The sequence below is a fragment of the Halogranum roseipondis genome (genome assembly GCF_059695585.1).
The window spans coordinates 145,020-161,040 of sequence record NZ_JBUEED010000008.1 but is presented as its reverse complement, the minus strand read 5'-3'; the positions used below and the strand labels follow the sequence as shown (position 1 = coordinate 161,040).

The 16,021-nt window shown below is 63.5% G+C and carries 14 protein-coding genes; 10 read left to right on the top strand and 4 right to left on the bottom strand.

Annotated features, from left to right (window positions below; translation table 11 throughout):
• Window positions 1-96: 96 nt before the first annotated feature.
• Complete coding sequence (locus EOHIBHHM_RS24655; protein WP_497259578.1) at window positions 97-327, bottom strand: hypothetical protein; 231 nt, start codon at window positions 325-327, stop codon at window positions 97-99.
• A gap of 315 nt (window positions 328-642) precedes the next feature.
• Window positions 643-1,296 (bottom strand): ribonuclease HI family protein, encoded by a 654-nt coding sequence (locus EOHIBHHM_RS24650; protein ID WP_497259791.1) that lies wholly within the window; start codon window positions 1,294-1,296, stop codon window positions 643-645.
• A gap of 194 nt (window positions 1,297-1,490) precedes the next feature.
• Here EOHIBHHM_RS24650 and EOHIBHHM_RS24645 point away from each other — a divergent pair, with 194 nt between their 5' ends.
• From EOHIBHHM_RS24645 to EOHIBHHM_RS24620, 6 genes are all read left to right on the top strand, one after another.
• Entirely contained in the window at window positions 1,491-3,239 is a 1,749-nt protein-coding gene (locus tag EOHIBHHM_RS24645; protein WP_497259576.1) for an alkaline phosphatase D family protein, read from the top strand.
• A gap of 132 nt (window positions 3,240-3,371) precedes the next feature.
• The gene (locus EOHIBHHM_RS24640; protein WP_497259574.1) at window positions 3,372-3,659 is read left to right on the top strand and encodes a DUF7967 family protein; all 288 of its coding nucleotides are present in this window, start codon (window positions 3,372-3,374) and stop codon (window positions 3,657-3,659) included.
• A 522-nt stretch (window positions 3,660-4,181) separates the two neighbouring features.
• Window positions 4,182-5,036, top strand: coding sequence for an NAD+ synthase (locus EOHIBHHM_RS24635; RefSeq protein ID WP_497259572.1), 855 nt, complete (start codon window positions 4,182-4,184; stop codon window positions 5,034-5,036).
• A 163-nt stretch (window positions 5,037-5,199) separates the two neighbouring features.
• Entirely contained in the window at window positions 5,200-6,402 is a 1,203-nt protein-coding gene (locus EOHIBHHM_RS24630) for an MFS transporter (protein ID WP_497259570.1), read from the top strand.
• Window positions 6,403-6,678: 276 nt separating this feature from the next.
• Window positions 6,679-7,944, top strand: coding sequence for a beta propeller repeat protein (locus EOHIBHHM_RS24625; RefSeq protein ID WP_497259568.1), 1,266 nt, complete (start codon window positions 6,679-6,681; stop codon window positions 7,942-7,944).
• 203 nt (window positions 7,945-8,147) lie between these two features.
• Complete coding sequence (locus tag EOHIBHHM_RS24620; protein ID WP_497259566.1) at window positions 8,148-8,750, top strand: class I SAM-dependent methyltransferase; 603 nt, start codon at window positions 8,148-8,150, stop codon at window positions 8,748-8,750.
• Window positions 8,751-8,853: 103 nt separating this feature from the next.
• Here the strand turns inward: EOHIBHHM_RS24620 and EOHIBHHM_RS24615 are convergent, their stop codons facing one another.
• Window positions 8,854-10,278 carry a hypothetical protein gene (locus tag EOHIBHHM_RS24615; protein WP_497259564.1) on the bottom strand — a complete coding sequence of 475 codons (1,425 nt, stop codon included), beginning with the start codon at window positions 10,276-10,278 and terminating at the stop codon, window positions 8,854-8,856.
• 441 nt (window positions 10,279-10,719) lie between these two features.
• Between EOHIBHHM_RS24615 and EOHIBHHM_RS24610 the strand changes: the two genes are divergently transcribed.
• Both EOHIBHHM_RS24610 and EOHIBHHM_RS24605 read left to right on the top strand, forming a co-directional pair.
• Entirely contained in the window at window positions 10,720-11,943 is a 1,224-nt protein-coding gene (locus EOHIBHHM_RS24610; protein ID WP_497259562.1) for a polysaccharide deacetylase family protein, read from the top strand.
• A 141-nt stretch (window positions 11,944-12,084) separates the two neighbouring features.
• Window positions 12,085-12,966: an amidohydrolase family protein gene (locus tag EOHIBHHM_RS24605; RefSeq protein ID WP_497259560.1), complete on the top strand. Its 882-nt coding sequence runs from the start codon at window positions 12,085-12,087 to the stop codon at window positions 12,964-12,966.
• Window positions 12,967-13,061: 95 nt separating this feature from the next.
• Here EOHIBHHM_RS24605 and EOHIBHHM_RS24600 read toward each other — a convergent pair whose 3' ends face one another.
• The gene (locus EOHIBHHM_RS24600) at window positions 13,062-13,604 is read right to left on the bottom strand and encodes a DUF7509 family protein (RefSeq protein ID WP_497259789.1); all 543 of its coding nucleotides are present in this window, start codon (window positions 13,602-13,604) and stop codon (window positions 13,062-13,064) included.
• A 637-nt stretch (window positions 13,605-14,241) separates the two neighbouring features.
• On the opposite strand from EOHIBHHM_RS24600, the gene EOHIBHHM_RS24595 reads away from it, so the two are divergent.
• Window positions 14,242-14,670 carry a winged helix-turn-helix domain-containing protein gene (locus EOHIBHHM_RS24595; protein ID WP_497259558.1) on the top strand — a complete coding sequence of 143 codons (429 nt, stop codon included), beginning with the start codon at window positions 14,242-14,244 and terminating at the stop codon, window positions 14,668-14,670.
• Window positions 14,671-15,094: 424 nt separating this feature from the next.
• Window positions 15,095-16,018, top strand: coding sequence for a manganese-dependent inorganic pyrophosphatase (locus EOHIBHHM_RS24590; RefSeq protein ID WP_497259556.1), 924 nt, complete (start codon window positions 15,095-15,097; stop codon window positions 16,016-16,018).
• Window positions 16,019-16,021 lie beyond the last annotated feature (3 nt).

Sequence of the window (16,021 nt, the reverse complement as noted above, 5' to 3'; positions counted from 1 at the left end):
CCGGGCTCCGACCGTCGTGCGCTGTCGTGATCGCCGAGCGGACGCAGCACGGCTCCGAGAGGGCCACTGTCTCGTGAGCTCTACACCTACGAGCCGTCACTCGAACCGACTCGAGCGATCGTGTGTGACGACGTTTCCGACGGATTTGGTGATCCGAATCTGATGCGTATACGTCTCAGAGAGAGTGTGGGTCTGGAACTCAACAAGCCAGGCGGTGTCGCGTTCTGTGATCTCGGTGAGCTCACCGAAGCGCCCTACACACTCGCTGTCGGCGAACGTTTCCGTGATCTCGATCGCCGCGTCGCGTGTCGCTACCTCCTTGCTCATAGGGGAGTCTAACACTTGCTCACGGAAGTGAGCTAGGTCCACACACGCAGAGCGGGAGCTGCAGTTCCGAACCCGGGCCGACGGAGAGAGACGAAGCCGAGGCTCTCCGATCGGACACCGACCGGCGAGAAAAGCGCCGGTCGTGGAGTGGTGGGGGCGTATGTCAGATGGGTGCCCCGATGGATGACAGTGCGTCTTGCGACGCCGTTCGTTGCTTTATTCTATACACGTATAAAACTATGGAATAATTAGCCGAGTTTCAGAACGTACCACCGGACTCACAGGGACGATCGTAGCCACCCGGAGGATGTGCCATCACCCGGGGCCGAACGCCGCGATATCGGCGCCTACGGTCGCCAGCGCGTCGGCGGGGTTCGGGTCGCTGTCGGCCAGATGCGTGTACTCGTGAGTCGGGACGTTCGCCAGCGCCGCCGCAACGGCCTCGCTGTAGGGTTCGACCCCCGGCTCCGTCGGGTCGTCGTCACCCCAGACGTCCCGGATGACCGTCATCGAGTCGATGCGTACCTCCAGACGGTGTGGCTCGTAGCGAGCCACCAGTTCGGAGAGTCCAAGCTGGAGAGCGGCGTACTCGGCGGTGTTGTTCCCCGTCCGAGAGCCGACGGGACGACCGAGGCGGGCGAGTTGCGTCTCCTCGGCGTCGACGATGACAGCGCCCGCACCCGCAGGGCCAGGGTTACCACGTGAACTCCCGTCGACGTAGAGGACGAAGCGCTCGCCCGCCGGTTCAGACACCGGCGGCTGGCTGAGGTTCGACGCCAACAGCTGTTCGAGCGCGCCACGCAGTTCTGCCGGGGTGGTCGCAGGGTCGAACAGGCCCCCATAGCCGGGGACCGCGTCGTCGACGGCGTCGATGGCGACTTCCACCTCGTAGCCGACCTGGGCGAGTACCTGATCGACGAGTGCTGCGAGCGGCGAGAGCTGTTCCGCCGGGAGGGAGTCGTCGGTCACGCCGTCGACCCCTTCCGGTGTCGGTCCCGAGACTCTCCACGCTCGGTTCTGAACGTGCTCGTCGGCTGGTCGCGCCACTGCATAGCTGTTCCTCGGTGCTCAAGCGTCATAACCGCTTCAGAAGACGCCGGTCGTCGCAGCGTACTCGAGGCGGACCAGAACTCCGAAGCACCAGCGGCACGAACGCGTACTCCATGTCTGGTGGAGGTGTCCATGGGCGGGACGAACCAAGCCGTGGACCGAACGACCATTCGGAACTGCTCTCGGAGCTCGACTCACACGACATCTATCTCGCGTCCAGTCCGGTCACGGTGCCCGAGACAGACGTGTTCACGACCGACGCGGATAGTGACCCCGATCAGACGTTCCCCCAGTCAGTCGCGAGTGGGGGGCCGACTCCGGACGGGGTGATCCTCTGGACGCGAATCGCCCCGAGCGTCTTCGATCCCGCCGAACCGCTGGGCGTGCAAGTCGCCCACGACGAAGCGATGACCGACCTCGTCTACGAGGGCGCTGTCACCGACGCCGACCAGATCCGGGCACACGATTACACCGTGAAGATCGATCTTGCGGGGCATCTCGACGCCGCCGAGAGCTACTACTACCGGTTCGTCTATCGCGGAGTCGCCTCCCGCCGTGGTCGCTGTCGGACGCTTCCCGACTCGGACGCCACCCCCGATTCGATTCGGTTTGCGGTGCTCGCGTGCCAGAACTACCTCAACGGGTACTTTCCCGCGTTTCATCACGTCGCCGACGAAGACGTCGACTTCCTCGTCCACGTGGGCGATTTTATTTACGAGTCCGACAACGGACAGTTCAAAGGGCTCGGGTCGTACGACTACGCTGACCGGGAGAAGTCACTGCCGAGCGGCCACGACCGCGTCTGGTCTCTCGCGGACTACCGGTATCTCTATCGCACCTATCGCAGCGACCGGTTCCTCCAGGAGGCCCTGGAGTCACACACCCTCATCGCCGGCTGGGACGACCACGAGATGGTCAACGACGTCTACTGGGACCGACGGACGAACGCTCCGGCGGGCGATCATCCACGCGGCGACGACCCGGCGTTCATGACCGAACTGATCGCCGACGCGATGCACGCGTGGTGGGAGTACATGCCAGCGCGCGTCGAGTACGACCCGAACGGGGACGCACTTCAGGAGCGATTCCGCCTCTGGCGCACCTTCGAGTTCGGTGACCTCGTGACGCTGGCACTGACCGACGAACGCCTCTTCCGGGACCCGCCGCGCGAGGCGATCCCCACCCCCGACAACGTCGGCCCGCACCGCGAACCACCCGGTCGAACGATGCTCGGCGACGAACAACGCGAGTGGCTCGTCGAGACACTCACCGAGTCGGAGACGAGGTGGACAGTGTGGGCCGACGAGGTGCTAACAGTCCCGTTCCGTATCGGATCGGGCCCGTTCTCGCTCTATCCGGTACAGGGTGGGTGGGACGGATATACGCGCGAACGGCAGCGCATCACCGAGGCGGTCGCGGCGGCAGCCGTCGACAACTTCGTGACGTTGACCGGCGACATGCACAGCTACGTTGCCGCCTACCAGCAGGCGTCGTATCCCGGCCGCGTGACGGGTGGTGAGGGCGTCGCGCAGGGTGACCGTATCGGCGTCGAGTTCATGACTCCCGCCGTCACGTCACTGAACGTCGCGGAGGCGCTCCACCTCACGCGCGGGTGGCGCAAACGACTCACCGAACCGCTGCTCTCGTGGCTCGTCCCGCTGATGAACCCACACATCGAGTTCTTCGACGGACACAACTGGGGGTACTCCGTCGTCGAGTTCACCGACGAGGCGTGTACGTACGTCGGCTACGCTGTCGACAAGACGACGGACGAGCCAACTGCCGATCGATCGGTCGTGGCCGCCTACCGGGTTCCATCGGGCGTGGTCGACCTGATCGACGTGACGGACGAGTACGAGTGACAGTCACGTCGTCTGGACGTCGATACTGGCCGCTTCGACCCGTTGGTCACTGTTGGGGAGAGCGAGGCCGTTTTCTCCCCTTCCACTGGCCCCCGCGGTAGCCCTTTGTCACTTGCCTGCGAACGTCCACCGATGTCATCCGAACCGACGACCGACGGCGTTCGTGTCTGGCTCGTCGAGCGAACGTACTCCGACGACGAGCAGAACCTCATCATCCTCACCTACGCGACGCTCGACGGCGAGCAGTACTACCGGAAAGAACGGGCTCTCACGTCCTTCAGCGACGTCCGCGACACGACAGCCGCCGTCACCGCCGATCCGGACAATCTCGGGACGGTCGACGACCCGGAGCTCGAAGAGCAGTATGCGACAGAGGCCCGACGAATGCAGCAGATCCACGACCCCGACGACGTGATCTGACCCAGCTTCGCAGACCGAACCGGACGGTCGGCGCCATCGTCGCCACGACAGCGACACGGTCGTGGTCGGACGTCTCACACGCTCTCTCTCGCTCCGGATACCTTGCGGGGCAGTTGTCGAAACGGTAGTGCGTCGTGCACCGGCATCTGTCGTAGTCGTCGGGTAGCCGTCGCGAGACCGGATACGATCAGAGAGCGCCGCTGTCACCACTGGAGGTACCTGAGCGTACGACGGCGTCCTCTCTCCCACGATCGTCGTCGGGAGAGCCGTCGCTGTCCACGCCTCGGACCGAGTCGAGTCTGAGGGAGTATCGACTACGGAGTCAGGTCTCGGAGAGACCGTTCCCGAGGCAGCCGCACCTGCTCCATCGAGACGACGATGCTCTCGAAGACCACGCTCCGAGTTCGGAATGTTATAGCTTGTGGTACGGGCAAGCAAGAACTCAGATCACGGTCTGTACCGTCTGATATCGGTTCGACTTCGTGCTATTTTTCAGCGTCAAGCGGCGAACGATTGTCACTCATGCCGCAGCTCTACGAGCAGACGCAGGACGAGATCGAGCCGCTCGACCTCCGCTTTTCGGCGGACGAGATCGAAGCGCAGGTCGACCATCTCGCCGAGTTCGTCCGAGCGCAAGTCGACGCGGCCGACGTCGAGGGCGCACTCGTCGCCCTCTCCGGTGGCATCGACAGCACGACGATCGCTCACCTCGCCGTCGAGGCGCTCGGGGCCGACTCGGTGCACGGCATCCTCCTCCCGAAAGAGGTCAACGAGGACGCGAACATGAGCGACGCCGAGCAGGTGGCAGAGGATCTCGGCATCACGTACGACGTCCTCGAGATCGACCCCATCGTCGACGCGGTGCTCGACGCCTACGACGCAGAGTCCGACGACGAGTCTGAGGGGGACTGGGAGGGACGCTACGTCGGGAACACGAGCGCTCGCGTTCGGATGACGCTCAACTACCTCGTCGCCAACTACGAGGACAAGCTCGTCCTCGGAACGGGGAACCGGGCCGAGCTCGCAACCGGATACGTGACGAAGTACGGCGACGGTGGCGTGGACTGTAACCCGCTGGGTAATCTCTACAAGCAGCAGGTCCGCCAAGTCGCCGCGTACCTCGGCGTCGACGAGGGTCTGGTCCAGAAGACGCCCACCGGTGGGATGGTCGACTACGACACGGACGAGGAGGAGTTCGGGGTCGACTACGACACGCTCGACGCCATCCTCGCACTCCACGTCGACGGCGGTGTCCCGGCGACGGCGACCGCCCGACTCGCAGACGCCTCGCTCGACGACGTCGAGTACATCGTCGAGATGTGCGAGCAGAGCGAACACAAACGGACCCCACCCGAGACGCCAACCCCCCACTACTGAGCGAGTTCGGCGTCGCAGTCGGGCGTCGCTCGGCGACGGAGTGATCGCAGCCGTCGTCGCTGTTCGGTGACCTCCGACGCGGCGAGAGCGCTCGCTTTCGGTAGTGCCATGCGAAGAAACAGCAAACGGTTTAGTACGGCTCCGAGAATCGCGAACAGAGACCGTGACCGACCGACCGCACACAGGTGGCTCTCGACGCGAGACGCTGGGGCTACTCACCGGATTTTTCATACTTTCGACGGCGGCCGCAGCCTACGAGATCGCGCCGGCGAGCGTACTGCCGCTGATCCAAGAATCGCTCGGGCTCACGGCGAGTACGGCAGGCTGGCTCGTCAGCGTCATGTACGCGACCGCGGTCGTCACCAGCGTCCCCGCCGGTATCGTCCTCGATCGGTTTTCGGTGCGCCGAGTGGTCGGCTTCGGGACCGTCGCACTCGTCGGTGCCGGTGTCTGGGGATGGTACGCGGCCACCGCCGGCGCGTATCTCTGGTTGCTCGCTTCGCGCGTGCTCGGCGGGATCGCGTACGTCATCTTCTGGAACGCGGGCGCGAACGTCGTCGGCAGCGCCGTCGCACCTCGCTCTCGGGCGACCGCAGTCGGCGTGTTCACTGCGAGTGCACCAGTCGGGTTCGCACTCGGTCAGTTCGGCAGTCCGCTCGTCGCGAACGTCGCCAGCTGGCCCGCGATCCTCCCGCTGTACGCAGCCCTCGGCGTCGTCGGTGTCGCCGTCTTCCTGCTCGCGACTCGTCGCCACGTCCCCGGCGTCGACGCGACTGCACCCGACTGGACGGCGCTCCGCGGACTGTTCACCAGCCAAGCGGTCTGGATCGTCTGTGTGCTCTGTTTTCTCGCCTACTCGCTGTATCTCTTCGTCAACACGTGGCTACCGAGCTACCTCGTCGACGGGTTCGGCATCTCGCTGGCGGCGAGCGGCCTCCTGACCGCGCTGTTCCCGGCGATCGGAGCGATCGGCCGATCGAGCAGCGGCGTGGTCTCCGACCGCGTGTTCGGCGGCAGACGCCGCCCCGTCGTGGTGGCGTCGTTCGTCGTCGCCACACCCGCCGTCGTCGCTTTCGCGTTCGCCTCGCGGCTCGGACTCGTCGGCGGGGCGGTCGTCGTCGTCGGCTTCGCCATCCAACTCGTCACCGGACTGCTCTTCTCGTACGTCGCCGAGCTCGTCCCACCGGCAGTCGGGGCCACAGCCGTCTCGCTGCTGACGAGCGTCGGCCTGTTCGGCGCGTTCGTCGCACCCATCGCCGCCGGTACCATCATCGACCGTGCAGGCTACGGTCCGGCGTTCCTCGTCGCCGGAGGGGTCGCCTTCGTCGGGGTCCTCCTGGCACTGCGTGCGCCCGAACCGAACTGAGAGGACGTAGCCGCTGGTGACGTCTACCCCTCTCGTAACCGAAGTTCCCACGAGTTCACGCTTCGCTCGTTTGGGAGGGTTACGGTTTGCCCACTGGCGAGGTGCTGGCTGTGCCCCTTGATCCCTGGGTTCAGTTCAGGAGTCGGAACTTATCTGGTTCTCCGACGTCCTCGCAAGTAGTAGTTAATTCGATGATATTTTTAACCTCGGAGCGAGACCGGTAGATACGAACAAACGACAATGAAATTTCACGATTCATCGACGAGACGACGGTTTGTGACACTTGCGGCAACCGGCGCGAGTCTGGCGTTGGCGGGCTGTAACGCCAATACCTCGGCCGAGACAGCCAGCACCGAGACGGAGACAGCCTCCGAGACGCCCCCGCCGACGGCGACCCGACAGGAGCCGACGACCACCGAGCAACCGGACGAGCCGGAGATGGAGCCCGGAAGCTATGCGCTGACGGACTACCAGCTCGACGTTCGCGACACGTTCTCGAACGGGTACCCCACCTGGATCGATCAGGACGGACGCCTGTACGGCCGTGGCGACAGCGAAGTGATGGTGAGCGACGACTGGTGGCAGACGACCGAGGCGCTGTACTCCTTCGAGGACTACGAGGACAACAACATCAAAGCGGTCGTCGTCCCCGACAGCGGAAACGTCATCGTCGCAGTCGGTGGGCACGGCGATGTCGGAGGGCGAATCTATCGCCTCCACGACGATCTCTCCGGGGCAGAGAAACTGTACCAGTTCGACTACGGCCGCCTCCCGACCAGCCTGAACCAGGTCACCTACGAGGACATCGTCGTCCTCGCGTCGTACGCCCCCTCGGATTTCGAAGCGGGCCGGCACGCGAACGAGGTGATTCTCTCGACCGACGGTGGAGAGTCGTTCGAGCGGATCCTCGAAGCGCCTCTGGTGACGACCGACGCGCCGAACCTCCACGTCCACGACGTCGAGTACGACCCCCACGCCGAACGGATCTGGGTGGCTGTCGGTGACAACCGCAACACACAGCTGTACTGGAGCGACGACCTCGGCAGCTCGTGGGAGGCGATCGGCGACCGAGGGGACGCACCCATGATAACCCAGATCGCCGCCTTCGAGAACTCTGTCTGCTTCGGTACCGACGGAGATCCGGAGGGGATCATCCGCTGGAAGCGGGAGGGACCGAATGACGCACCGACGGGAGTGGACGAACTCGTCCACCCGTACGTGCAGATCAAGAGCGACCCGACCGACGACACGATGGAGATGTACGCCCGTCGCCGGTGGCACATTCGGGAAGACGACGGGCGCGAGCTCTGTCTCATGCCGTTCGGTTACTCCCGCATGGACACTGGGCGTGATTCGGTCGTGCTCGCGAGCGTCGACGGGGCCGAGTGGTACGAACTCTACCGGACCCAAACCAAAGAGATCCTGCTTTCGAACGTCATGGGGCCGCTGTCGATGGACGGCGACCGTCGCGTGATCGTCTCCGACAGTATCCACGAAGAAGGGAATCAGATCGACGCGACGGTACCGAAGTTCTGGGAGTGACGGGCTCTCTACACCGTCTAATCGCAAGAGCCGGAGGGGCGGGGGAGGGGAGGAGAGAGACTCGGGACAGAGCGGGTTCCACGACACGCTCTCGCAGTTGACCAGGCGGGACTTGCGGTGCCGACGCGACGGCACCCTGCAGGAGACACAGACGACGGAAGGCTGGGCCACATCTTCTTCGGGGTAGGTTCCGAACGTCGACCATGGGAAACGACCGCAGACGGTGGAACGAGCGCTACCGAGACGCCGATTTCAGCCTCCCGACGACGCCGACGTCGCTCCTGTCCGAGTGGATCGACCAGCTCCCAGACGGACGTGCACTCGACGTCGCAACCGGCACGGGACGGAACGCCCGTTTTCTCGCCGAGCACGGGTACGACGTCGACGCCGTCGACATCTCCGACGAGGCACTCAGACAGGCGCGGGATCACGCCACCCGGCAGTCGCTCACCGTGAACTGGATCCAGGCCGACCTCGAGACGTATCCGCTGCCGACGGACTACTACGACGTGATCGTGGTGACGTTCTTTCACGCACTCGATCTGTTGCCCGACCTCAAGGAGGCACTCACACCGGGTGGGATTCTCCTCTACGAGCACCACTTGCGTGCCGATCCTCCCGCCGAACGAGGCCCGAGCGACGATCGCTATCGGTTCCGGTCGAACGACCTGCTGCGGGCGTGTTTGGATCTGACCGTACTCCACTACGAGGAAGCGACCAGCGTCACGGACGGACGTCGGTCCGCCGTTGCGACGCTCGTCGCCCGCAACTCGACGGGTGGCACGCAAGCGTACCCTCACCAGTAGTCAGTCGAAGCTCACGATACGTCCCACCGTCACGTCGTGAGCGGGGACCGTTTCGCCACGACGCGATCGACGATCAGCGCAGCCGCTTGGTTGCGACGGGTCTTCACTCCTCGTCGACTTCCGTGACGTCCCCGTCGATTTCCGTGACGTCCTCGTCGAAGAACGACTCCAGGTCGCCGTCGTCCCCCGTATAGCCGTAGGCGAGGCCACCGATAGCACCGAGCAGCGACGCCTCTCGTTCGGTTCCGAACTCCGGGTTCCGTTCCGCGTGGCGCTGAGCCACTTCTGCGGCTCGGACGACGGTGTCGACGTCGGCCTCGACGAGCCACTGCGCGTACGCCGTCTCGTATTCCAGGTCGCCGAGATACTCTGCCGCACCCAGGAGACGACCGACGTTCGCGGTGCCAGCGATCGGACTGCGACGGACGTGCTGGCCGCGGTGGTTCATACTCATCACGAGCTCCATCGGCTCGGCTTGGGCGACGACCGACTCGGGGTTCGCAGTCGCGTAGAGTCCGGTGGCAGTGCCGCCAGCGGCGAGTGCAGCGAGCCCGAGCGTCGTCGAGAACGGTGCCGAGATCGCGTACGTACCGAGACCTAACGTCGCGGCCAAGGTGTACTTGCCCACTTCCTGGGGGTCGGCGTTTCGGAGCGCCCCGGAGACGCGCGTTCGGAGGGTGCCCGCCGCCGGACCCGCACTCGGTGTGGGTAAGTTCGCAGTTGGCTCCGGACGCTGCTGGCTGGCTGGTGGATCACGGGGGTCTCTGGAGTCAGCGATCGCATCCAGCAACTCGTCGATCGAGTCGGCGCTCGCGACGGCGTGGTCGAACGCGGTCACCTCGTCTCGGGCCGCGAATCGGTCTGCCACGTTACGGAGGGCCGTCTCTGCATCGGTCGCTGCGGCGATCTCGTCGTCGATCGTCTGCACGAACTTCGCGGCCCGCGACTCGGTCGAGTCGTCTCGTGCTGCCAGCCTCTGGACACCGTCGGTCAACTCGGTCAGCAGTTCGCCACCCGCATCGAGGTCGTACGTCACGGTGAAGCCGTTCGCCAGCGACACGACCAGCGCCCCACCGAGCAGCTTCGATTCGGCCTCGACGTCGACGACGTCGGCCATCGAAACGTCGAACAGCTGTGTCTCTCCCTCTCGAGGCAACACTGCTACCAGTCGGTCGCGAGTGACGACGAGGTGGCCGTCTGTCAGGAACGGCGTCGCGAGCTTCGAGGTGTACGCCGACTCCGCAGAGAGCTCTACGGACGAGAGCTCGCAGACAGCCGCCGGTCGTTCGGACGCGAAGAGATACCCACCGAGTGGACGGTCGTAGCTGTCGTGGTCCGACTGCAGCGTATCGAACGAGACGCTGTCGTGCGTCGCTTCGACCGCGGCGTCGCTCATTCGCGTCGTGAAGTCGCGCTCGTACTCTTCCGGCGGGGGGACGACGTTCTCTGTCAGCGGTGTGTGACACGCTTCGCAGTACCGAGCGGCGGGAACCGCCTCTCCACACTCGGTGCAGACTGTTGTTGACATGGGGTTTACTCCGTTCCGGATCACTACGCACAGGGGGCGTTGCAGCGGTGCGACGCATCGCCTCGCGTGGTCGATGACGACCTGACGCGCTCCGTGTACCGCGTCGTCGGTCGTCCGCTTTACGACCTGACGCGCTCCGTGTACCGCGTCGTCGGTCGTCCGCTTTCGGGCTTTCGCGCTCTCGTCGGGTAAGTCGTTTGGCTGTGATTCGAACGTTCACCGTCGCTCGTGTTCCGTCCGCTGCGGGCGAGCCAAGCGGGAGGGAGTCTCCGTAAACGACCACGGGTCGGGTGACCCGTGGCTTTTAGAGAGTTGGTAAGTGTCGCTTACTAGCACCATTCTAATATGTCTCCAGAGAGATGGAACCAATCGAGCGCAATGAACGACTCATCGACCCGACGCAGTGTCCTCGCATCCGTTGGTACAGTTGGTGTCGCCGGCGTGGCTGGTTGTCTAGGAGAGACCGACCAGACAGAGGCGAACGGAACGTCCACGTCGACGACAGCGGCCAACGAAACAGCCACGACGGGGACGGAGACGTCCACGCAGCAACAGGAGCAGTCGTTCACCCGTGGTGAGGTCGTCGACGACTTCGAGGACGTCGGAACGAACGAGACGCGTTGGGGAACAGTTGGCGGGACGATCGAAGCCGACACGCAGGACGTGTACGCCGGCACGCAGTCGGTCCACATGACCAACAAGAACGGGGACGTCGCCGGCATCTACAAGTCGTTCCCGAACGGACTCGACCTCCGGAACCACGACCTGTCGCTCGCAGTCAAACTCGAGAAACCCGTCCGAGGAAAGATCGCCGCCGAGCTCATCGCACCGGCACGTAGCGACATGCTGGTCAGCAAGCGCTTCATCCCCAAGGAGCTCAACGACTGGGTCCGCATCGATCTGGGCTACACGGGGAAGACCGGGAAGCCGGTTCTCAAAGGCGTCCAGGAACTCCGGTTGATGGTGTTAACTCCCGAGGGCAAGCCCATCGACGTCCACGTCGACGACCTCCGGAAGATCCCGAAACCTGACAAAGGGAAGGTCATCCTGCAGTTCGACGACGCCGTCACGTCTCAGTACGAGATCGCGTTCGAGGAGCTGCAGAAGCGAGGGTGGCCGGGCGGTGTCGCGATCATCCCCGACGCGATCAACAGCGAGGGGAACTTGACTACGGGTCAGATGCGCGAGATGCGCGACGCCGGCTGGGATATGATGGCCCACCCGCAGGTGTCCGAACCGTTGCCCGCGTACTCGGAGGCGAAGCAACGACGGATCATCCAACAGGCGTACAACTATCTCGATCTCAAGGGGTTCCCGAAAGGCGCGCGTCACTTCGTCGCCCCCTACAACCGGGTGAGCAAGACGACGCTGAATATCGTCGAACAGTATCACGAGACGGGGTTCATGTTCGGTGCCTGCCCCAACAACGCCCAGCAGCCGAGTAACATGCACGCCATCTCGCGGGTCATGGGCAAAGACCCACAGGGGACACGCCGGATTCTCAACATCGCCGAGGAGTTCAACCAGCTGGCCGTCGTGACCTGGCACTCCATCGGTGATGGGGAGGAGTACGAAACCTCGCCTGCAGACTTCAAGAACGTCTTGGATCACCTCGAGCAGAAAGACGTCGACGTGATCGCTCCCTCGGGTCTCCTCGACGGCTGAGGATCTCGCAGGAGCGAAGGACCTCCGTACGTCCGGTCACGCAGCCCTTCGTCCCGAAAGTGAGCGACAGAACACTGGGTGATGCCCGAAACCGATCGGGTCAAGATTGAACTCGACTGCCTCCGAACGGTCGGACGAGAGATGACGTCCGAACGAGACGCACCACCCTCGTCGGCCGACGGAGGCGACTCGGTTCCCGACTGTCCAGTTATCGACGCCCACGTCCACGTCTTGCCCACCGGCTTACTGAACGCGATCAGCGAGTGGTTCACCGAGCAGACCGACTGGACGATTCCGACGCCGTCGCCAGCGACTGTCGTCGAACGGACGGCCCGGCGGACGGACGGGTTCGTGTTCTTTCCGTACGCCCACCGACCCGGGATCGCAGCTTCGTTGAACGAGTTCGCCGCCGACTGGCAGTCTCGGACGGACGGGGCCGTCGGACTCGGGACAGTCCACGCGGCGGACGACGCGCCAGCGCGAGTCGTGCGTGAACTCTTCGACCGAGGGTTGCACGGTGTCAAGATCCACTGTCCAGTACAGGGGTTCCGTGCCGACGACGCCCGACTCGACCCGGTGTACGAGACGCTCGTCGACCGCGACGCACCGCTCGTGATTCACGCCTCTACCCACCCCTTCTATCGAGGAGAAGAAGATCTGGGAGCGGTTCCACTGGAGGGCGTCCTCGAGCGCTATCCGAACCTTCGCGTCTGCGTTCCACATCTCGGACTCTTCGAGACGGAGGCGTTCCTCGATCTCGCCGCCGAGTACGAGCTCTACTTCGATACGGCGGTCGCGTTGGGCGAGGAGACACACGATCTGATCGGTCTCCGTGACGTCGACCTGTCGGTCGATCGGCTCAGATCGTACGGCGACCGGATCATGTTCGGAACCGACTACCCTATTCGACCACAGTCCTACGAGGCAGCGTTCGACGGGGTTCGGGAGACGTTCCCCGACCAGTACCCGGACGTGTTGTACGAAAATGCAAGCGAGTTCTTCGGGTTCGAGAACGCAACCTAGAGCTCTCGGGGTCGAGTACCCTCGAAAGCTGTCTCGGGCGACACTCTGGGGACGCAAAACGTGACTGCGGGACGCTCCCCGACGAGGGTGGTCAGTCAATCCAGACGACTCAGTTCGCCTCGGCGTTCCTGCTGCATGATACTACCCGCGAAGAATCGGAGTTTCTCGACGAGTTGTGCCTCCGTGTCGTACGTCTCGACCCGTAGATCCCACCGGACCCGTGCCGACCGAATCATCGCACTCGTCACGTCGTTCTCGTGGACGAAGAGCAACCGGTCCCCGTGTGTTTCGGAGAGTGCCTCGAGGATGCTTCCAGCCTCCTCTCCGACGCCGAAGTTGTGGCCGAGAAACGGGAGCACAAACGCGGTCGCGTTACTGCATCTCGTGTACTCGATACTCTGGGTCGCTGCATCCACGTCGGAAGTATCTACGTCCACGTCGAGAGCCAGAAACGCGTTCACTCCCGGTGTCACCCGGAGTTCCCCTTGCACTCGCCGCAAGAGTGCTTGCGCCTCGTCGATCTCGTCTTTGTTCTGGAAGAGACGACGCAACGGTCCCGGGAGATCCTCTACGTCGAACTCCTGGCGCTCCTCTTCGCTGAGCACGTAGTTGAGGTTGAACGATTTGTACGGCCCCATCAGATAAAAGAGGAACCGGTCGTACTTCACAGGAACTCCAAGGTGGAAGCCCACGACTTTAGTCGTGGGAGGAAACCGACACAGTGATTCCCAAACAATGCGGTCTGTGTGTGCCGGGTTCGATATGATTTATGTGACATTGATTCGTTGGTGTTGGTATTGCTTCGAGGCCAAACGCGTCTCGGAGTAAGGGCCTCCGTAGGTAGGCCCCGAACAGACCGTTCCGACCGTCGTCTGACTGTCGAACGTCGGGGACGAATGACACCGCGCCTCTCTCGGCAGATTCCCTGCCGATGAAGCAAGGGGAGTCCACCGACAATTAAAGCGGTGTGAGATGGCTTCGGACGCAGACTACGGGTCGGAAAAACCACGCAGGAAACTCCTCCGTGTGACCGACCTGCTGTCATGCAACCCGCCGACGACATTCATTGAAGCGTGGGCCGAAACCCCGTGCGGGAGAAAGCCCACGACTTCAGTCGTGGGTAACTTACGTCGCCCAACTGCTCGACGACGAGATCGCGCGTGATGTCCACAATCATACGCAACCGTGCTCGTCGCCAATGTTTAAAGAGCGGTGTTTTTGAGAGTTGCTGACTCGAGAAGCCCTAAGAGTTGTGCACCCGTACTCGCGACCACGATGGCGACGAACCACGGACGAGGGGTCGACGATAGGGCTCCGGACGACCCAGCGGATCTCCTCCCAGAAGGGAGCGTACTGACTCTCGACGAGTACCTCGCGATGCACGCAGCCGTCGGCAACCGGACGCGCTACGAGATCCTCTATCGGCTCGTCCACGGCGGCGCCATGAGTCCGAAGGAACTCGAAGCTGCGCTCGATATCGACGACAGCACCCTCCACTACCACCTCAACAACTACCACCTCAACAAACTCGTCGACGTCGGCCTCGCCGAGAAACGACAGCGAACCGAACGCGGGCAAGATGGACTGTACACGTACTATCGAGCGACCGTGTTCGGTGAGGTGACGCTCACCGAAGGCATCGACGAACTGATTCGTGGCGAGCAGGAGTTCGGCGAGCTGTACGACAGTTCGAGCGACGTTTGAGAGGGGTCATCGTCGACGTTCGTCGACGCTCGTCAACGTTCACCATGCGACTCGAACCCTGTGGGTCGTCGGGCGTCTCTGCTCTTCCGGGTGGATACGATACCCCCTACGAATAGTCTCGGCGACGGGGGATCCGTTCCCTCGTACCGCTCCCGGGAGGAGCCCCGAAGCACTCGGTGGTAGTAGGAGTTATCGTGAAAGTCGAGAGACTGCTCGTGCACCGATCGTTCCACGAGGTCAGATCTGCCAGCGATCCAGTTCGGGTGGCCGCGATCCCGACAAGTTACCCGCGACCGACGTCGTGGGGTTCCACCTGGTGAAATCCGAACCGTCGTTCCAGTCGGCATCTTCGGGAGTCACAGCCGATCGTACCAGACGCGGAGAAAAGAGAGTACTCTTGAACCGAGGTCGCCTTGGCACGACCATGTCCAAACCGATCTACGTCATCGGTCACCAACAGCCCGACACGGATACCATCTGCTCTGCGCTGGCGTACGCACGGCTGAAGCAGGAGCAAGGGACGGATGCAGTCGCCGCCCGAGCGGGTGACGTCAACCCGGAGACGGCGTTCGTCTTGGACCGGTGGGACGTCGACACGCCCGAACTGCTCGAGGATGCAACAGGGGAGCAGTTGATACTCGTCGATCACAACGAGTACAGCCAAACGGTGACCGGCGCCCGAGAGGCGGAGATCGTCGAGATCGTCGACCATCACCGCATCGGTGACGTCGAAACCAGCAGTCCGATTCTGTTCCGAAACGAGCCAGTCGGGTCGACGGCGACCATCCTCACGCAGTTGTTCGACGACGCCGGCGAGACGATCAGCCCGCAGACGGCGGGTCTCTTACTCAGTGGGTTGCTCAGCGACACCGTCGTGCTTCGGTCCCCCACGACGACCGAACGAGACCGGACCGTCGCCACGCGACTCGCCGAGATCGCCGACGTAGACTACGAAACGTACGGGAAGGAACTCCTGACGCACAAGAGCAAGATCGGCGAGAAGAGCCCACGGGAGATGGTCCTCAGCGATTTCAAAGAGTTCGAGTTCGACTCCAAGACGGTCGGGATCGGGCAGATCGAGACGGTCGAGCCCTCGGTCGTGTTGGACCAGCGAGACGTCGTCCTCGAAGCGATGGAGGAGATCGCCACGGAACGCGACTACGCAGTGTTTCTGTTGCTCGTGACTGACCTCCTCGAGGAGGACTCGACGGCGCTCGTCGTCGGTCCGGAGATCGCCACCGTCGAAGAGGGGTTGGACACGACGTTCTCGGATCGAGAAGCGTTCCTGCCGGGCGTGATGTCTCGAAAGAAGCAGGTCGTCCCGCCGCTGGAAGACGCGTTCTGCTGACAC

Coding starts and splice junctions, on each gene's coding strand:
- EOHIBHHM_RS24655 (WP_497259578.1), bottom strand. CDS start 327: ATGAGCAAGGAGGTAGCGACACGCGACGCGGCGATCGAGATCACGGAA.
- EOHIBHHM_RS24645 (WP_497259576.1), top strand. CDS start 1,491: ATGTCTGGTGGAGGTGTCCATGGGCGGGACGAACCAAGCCGTGGACCG.
- EOHIBHHM_RS24640 (WP_497259574.1), top strand. CDS start 3,372: ATGTCATCCGAACCGACGACCGACGGCGTTCGTGTCTGGCTCGTCGAG.
- EOHIBHHM_RS24635 (WP_497259572.1), top strand. CDS start 4,182: ATGCCGCAGCTCTACGAGCAGACGCAGGACGAGATCGAGCCGCTCGAC.
- EOHIBHHM_RS24620 (WP_497259566.1), top strand. CDS start 8,148: ATGGGAAACGACCGCAGACGGTGGAACGAGCGCTACCGAGACGCCGAT.
- EOHIBHHM_RS24615 (WP_497259564.1), bottom strand. CDS start 10,278: ATGTCAACAACAGTCTGCACCGAGTGTGGAGAGGCGGTTCCCGCCGCT.
- EOHIBHHM_RS24605 (WP_497259560.1), top strand. CDS start 12,085: ATGACGTCCGAACGAGACGCACCACCCTCGTCGGCCGACGGAGGCGAC.
- EOHIBHHM_RS24600 (WP_497259789.1), bottom strand. CDS start 13,604: ATGGGGCCGTACAAATCGTTCAACCTCAACTACGTGCTCAGCGAAGAG.
- EOHIBHHM_RS24595 (WP_497259558.1), top strand. CDS start 14,242: ATGGCGACGAACCACGGACGAGGGGTCGACGATAGGGCTCCGGACGAC.
- EOHIBHHM_RS24590 (WP_497259556.1), top strand. CDS start 15,095: ATGTCCAAACCGATCTACGTCATCGGTCACCAACAGCCCGACACGGAT.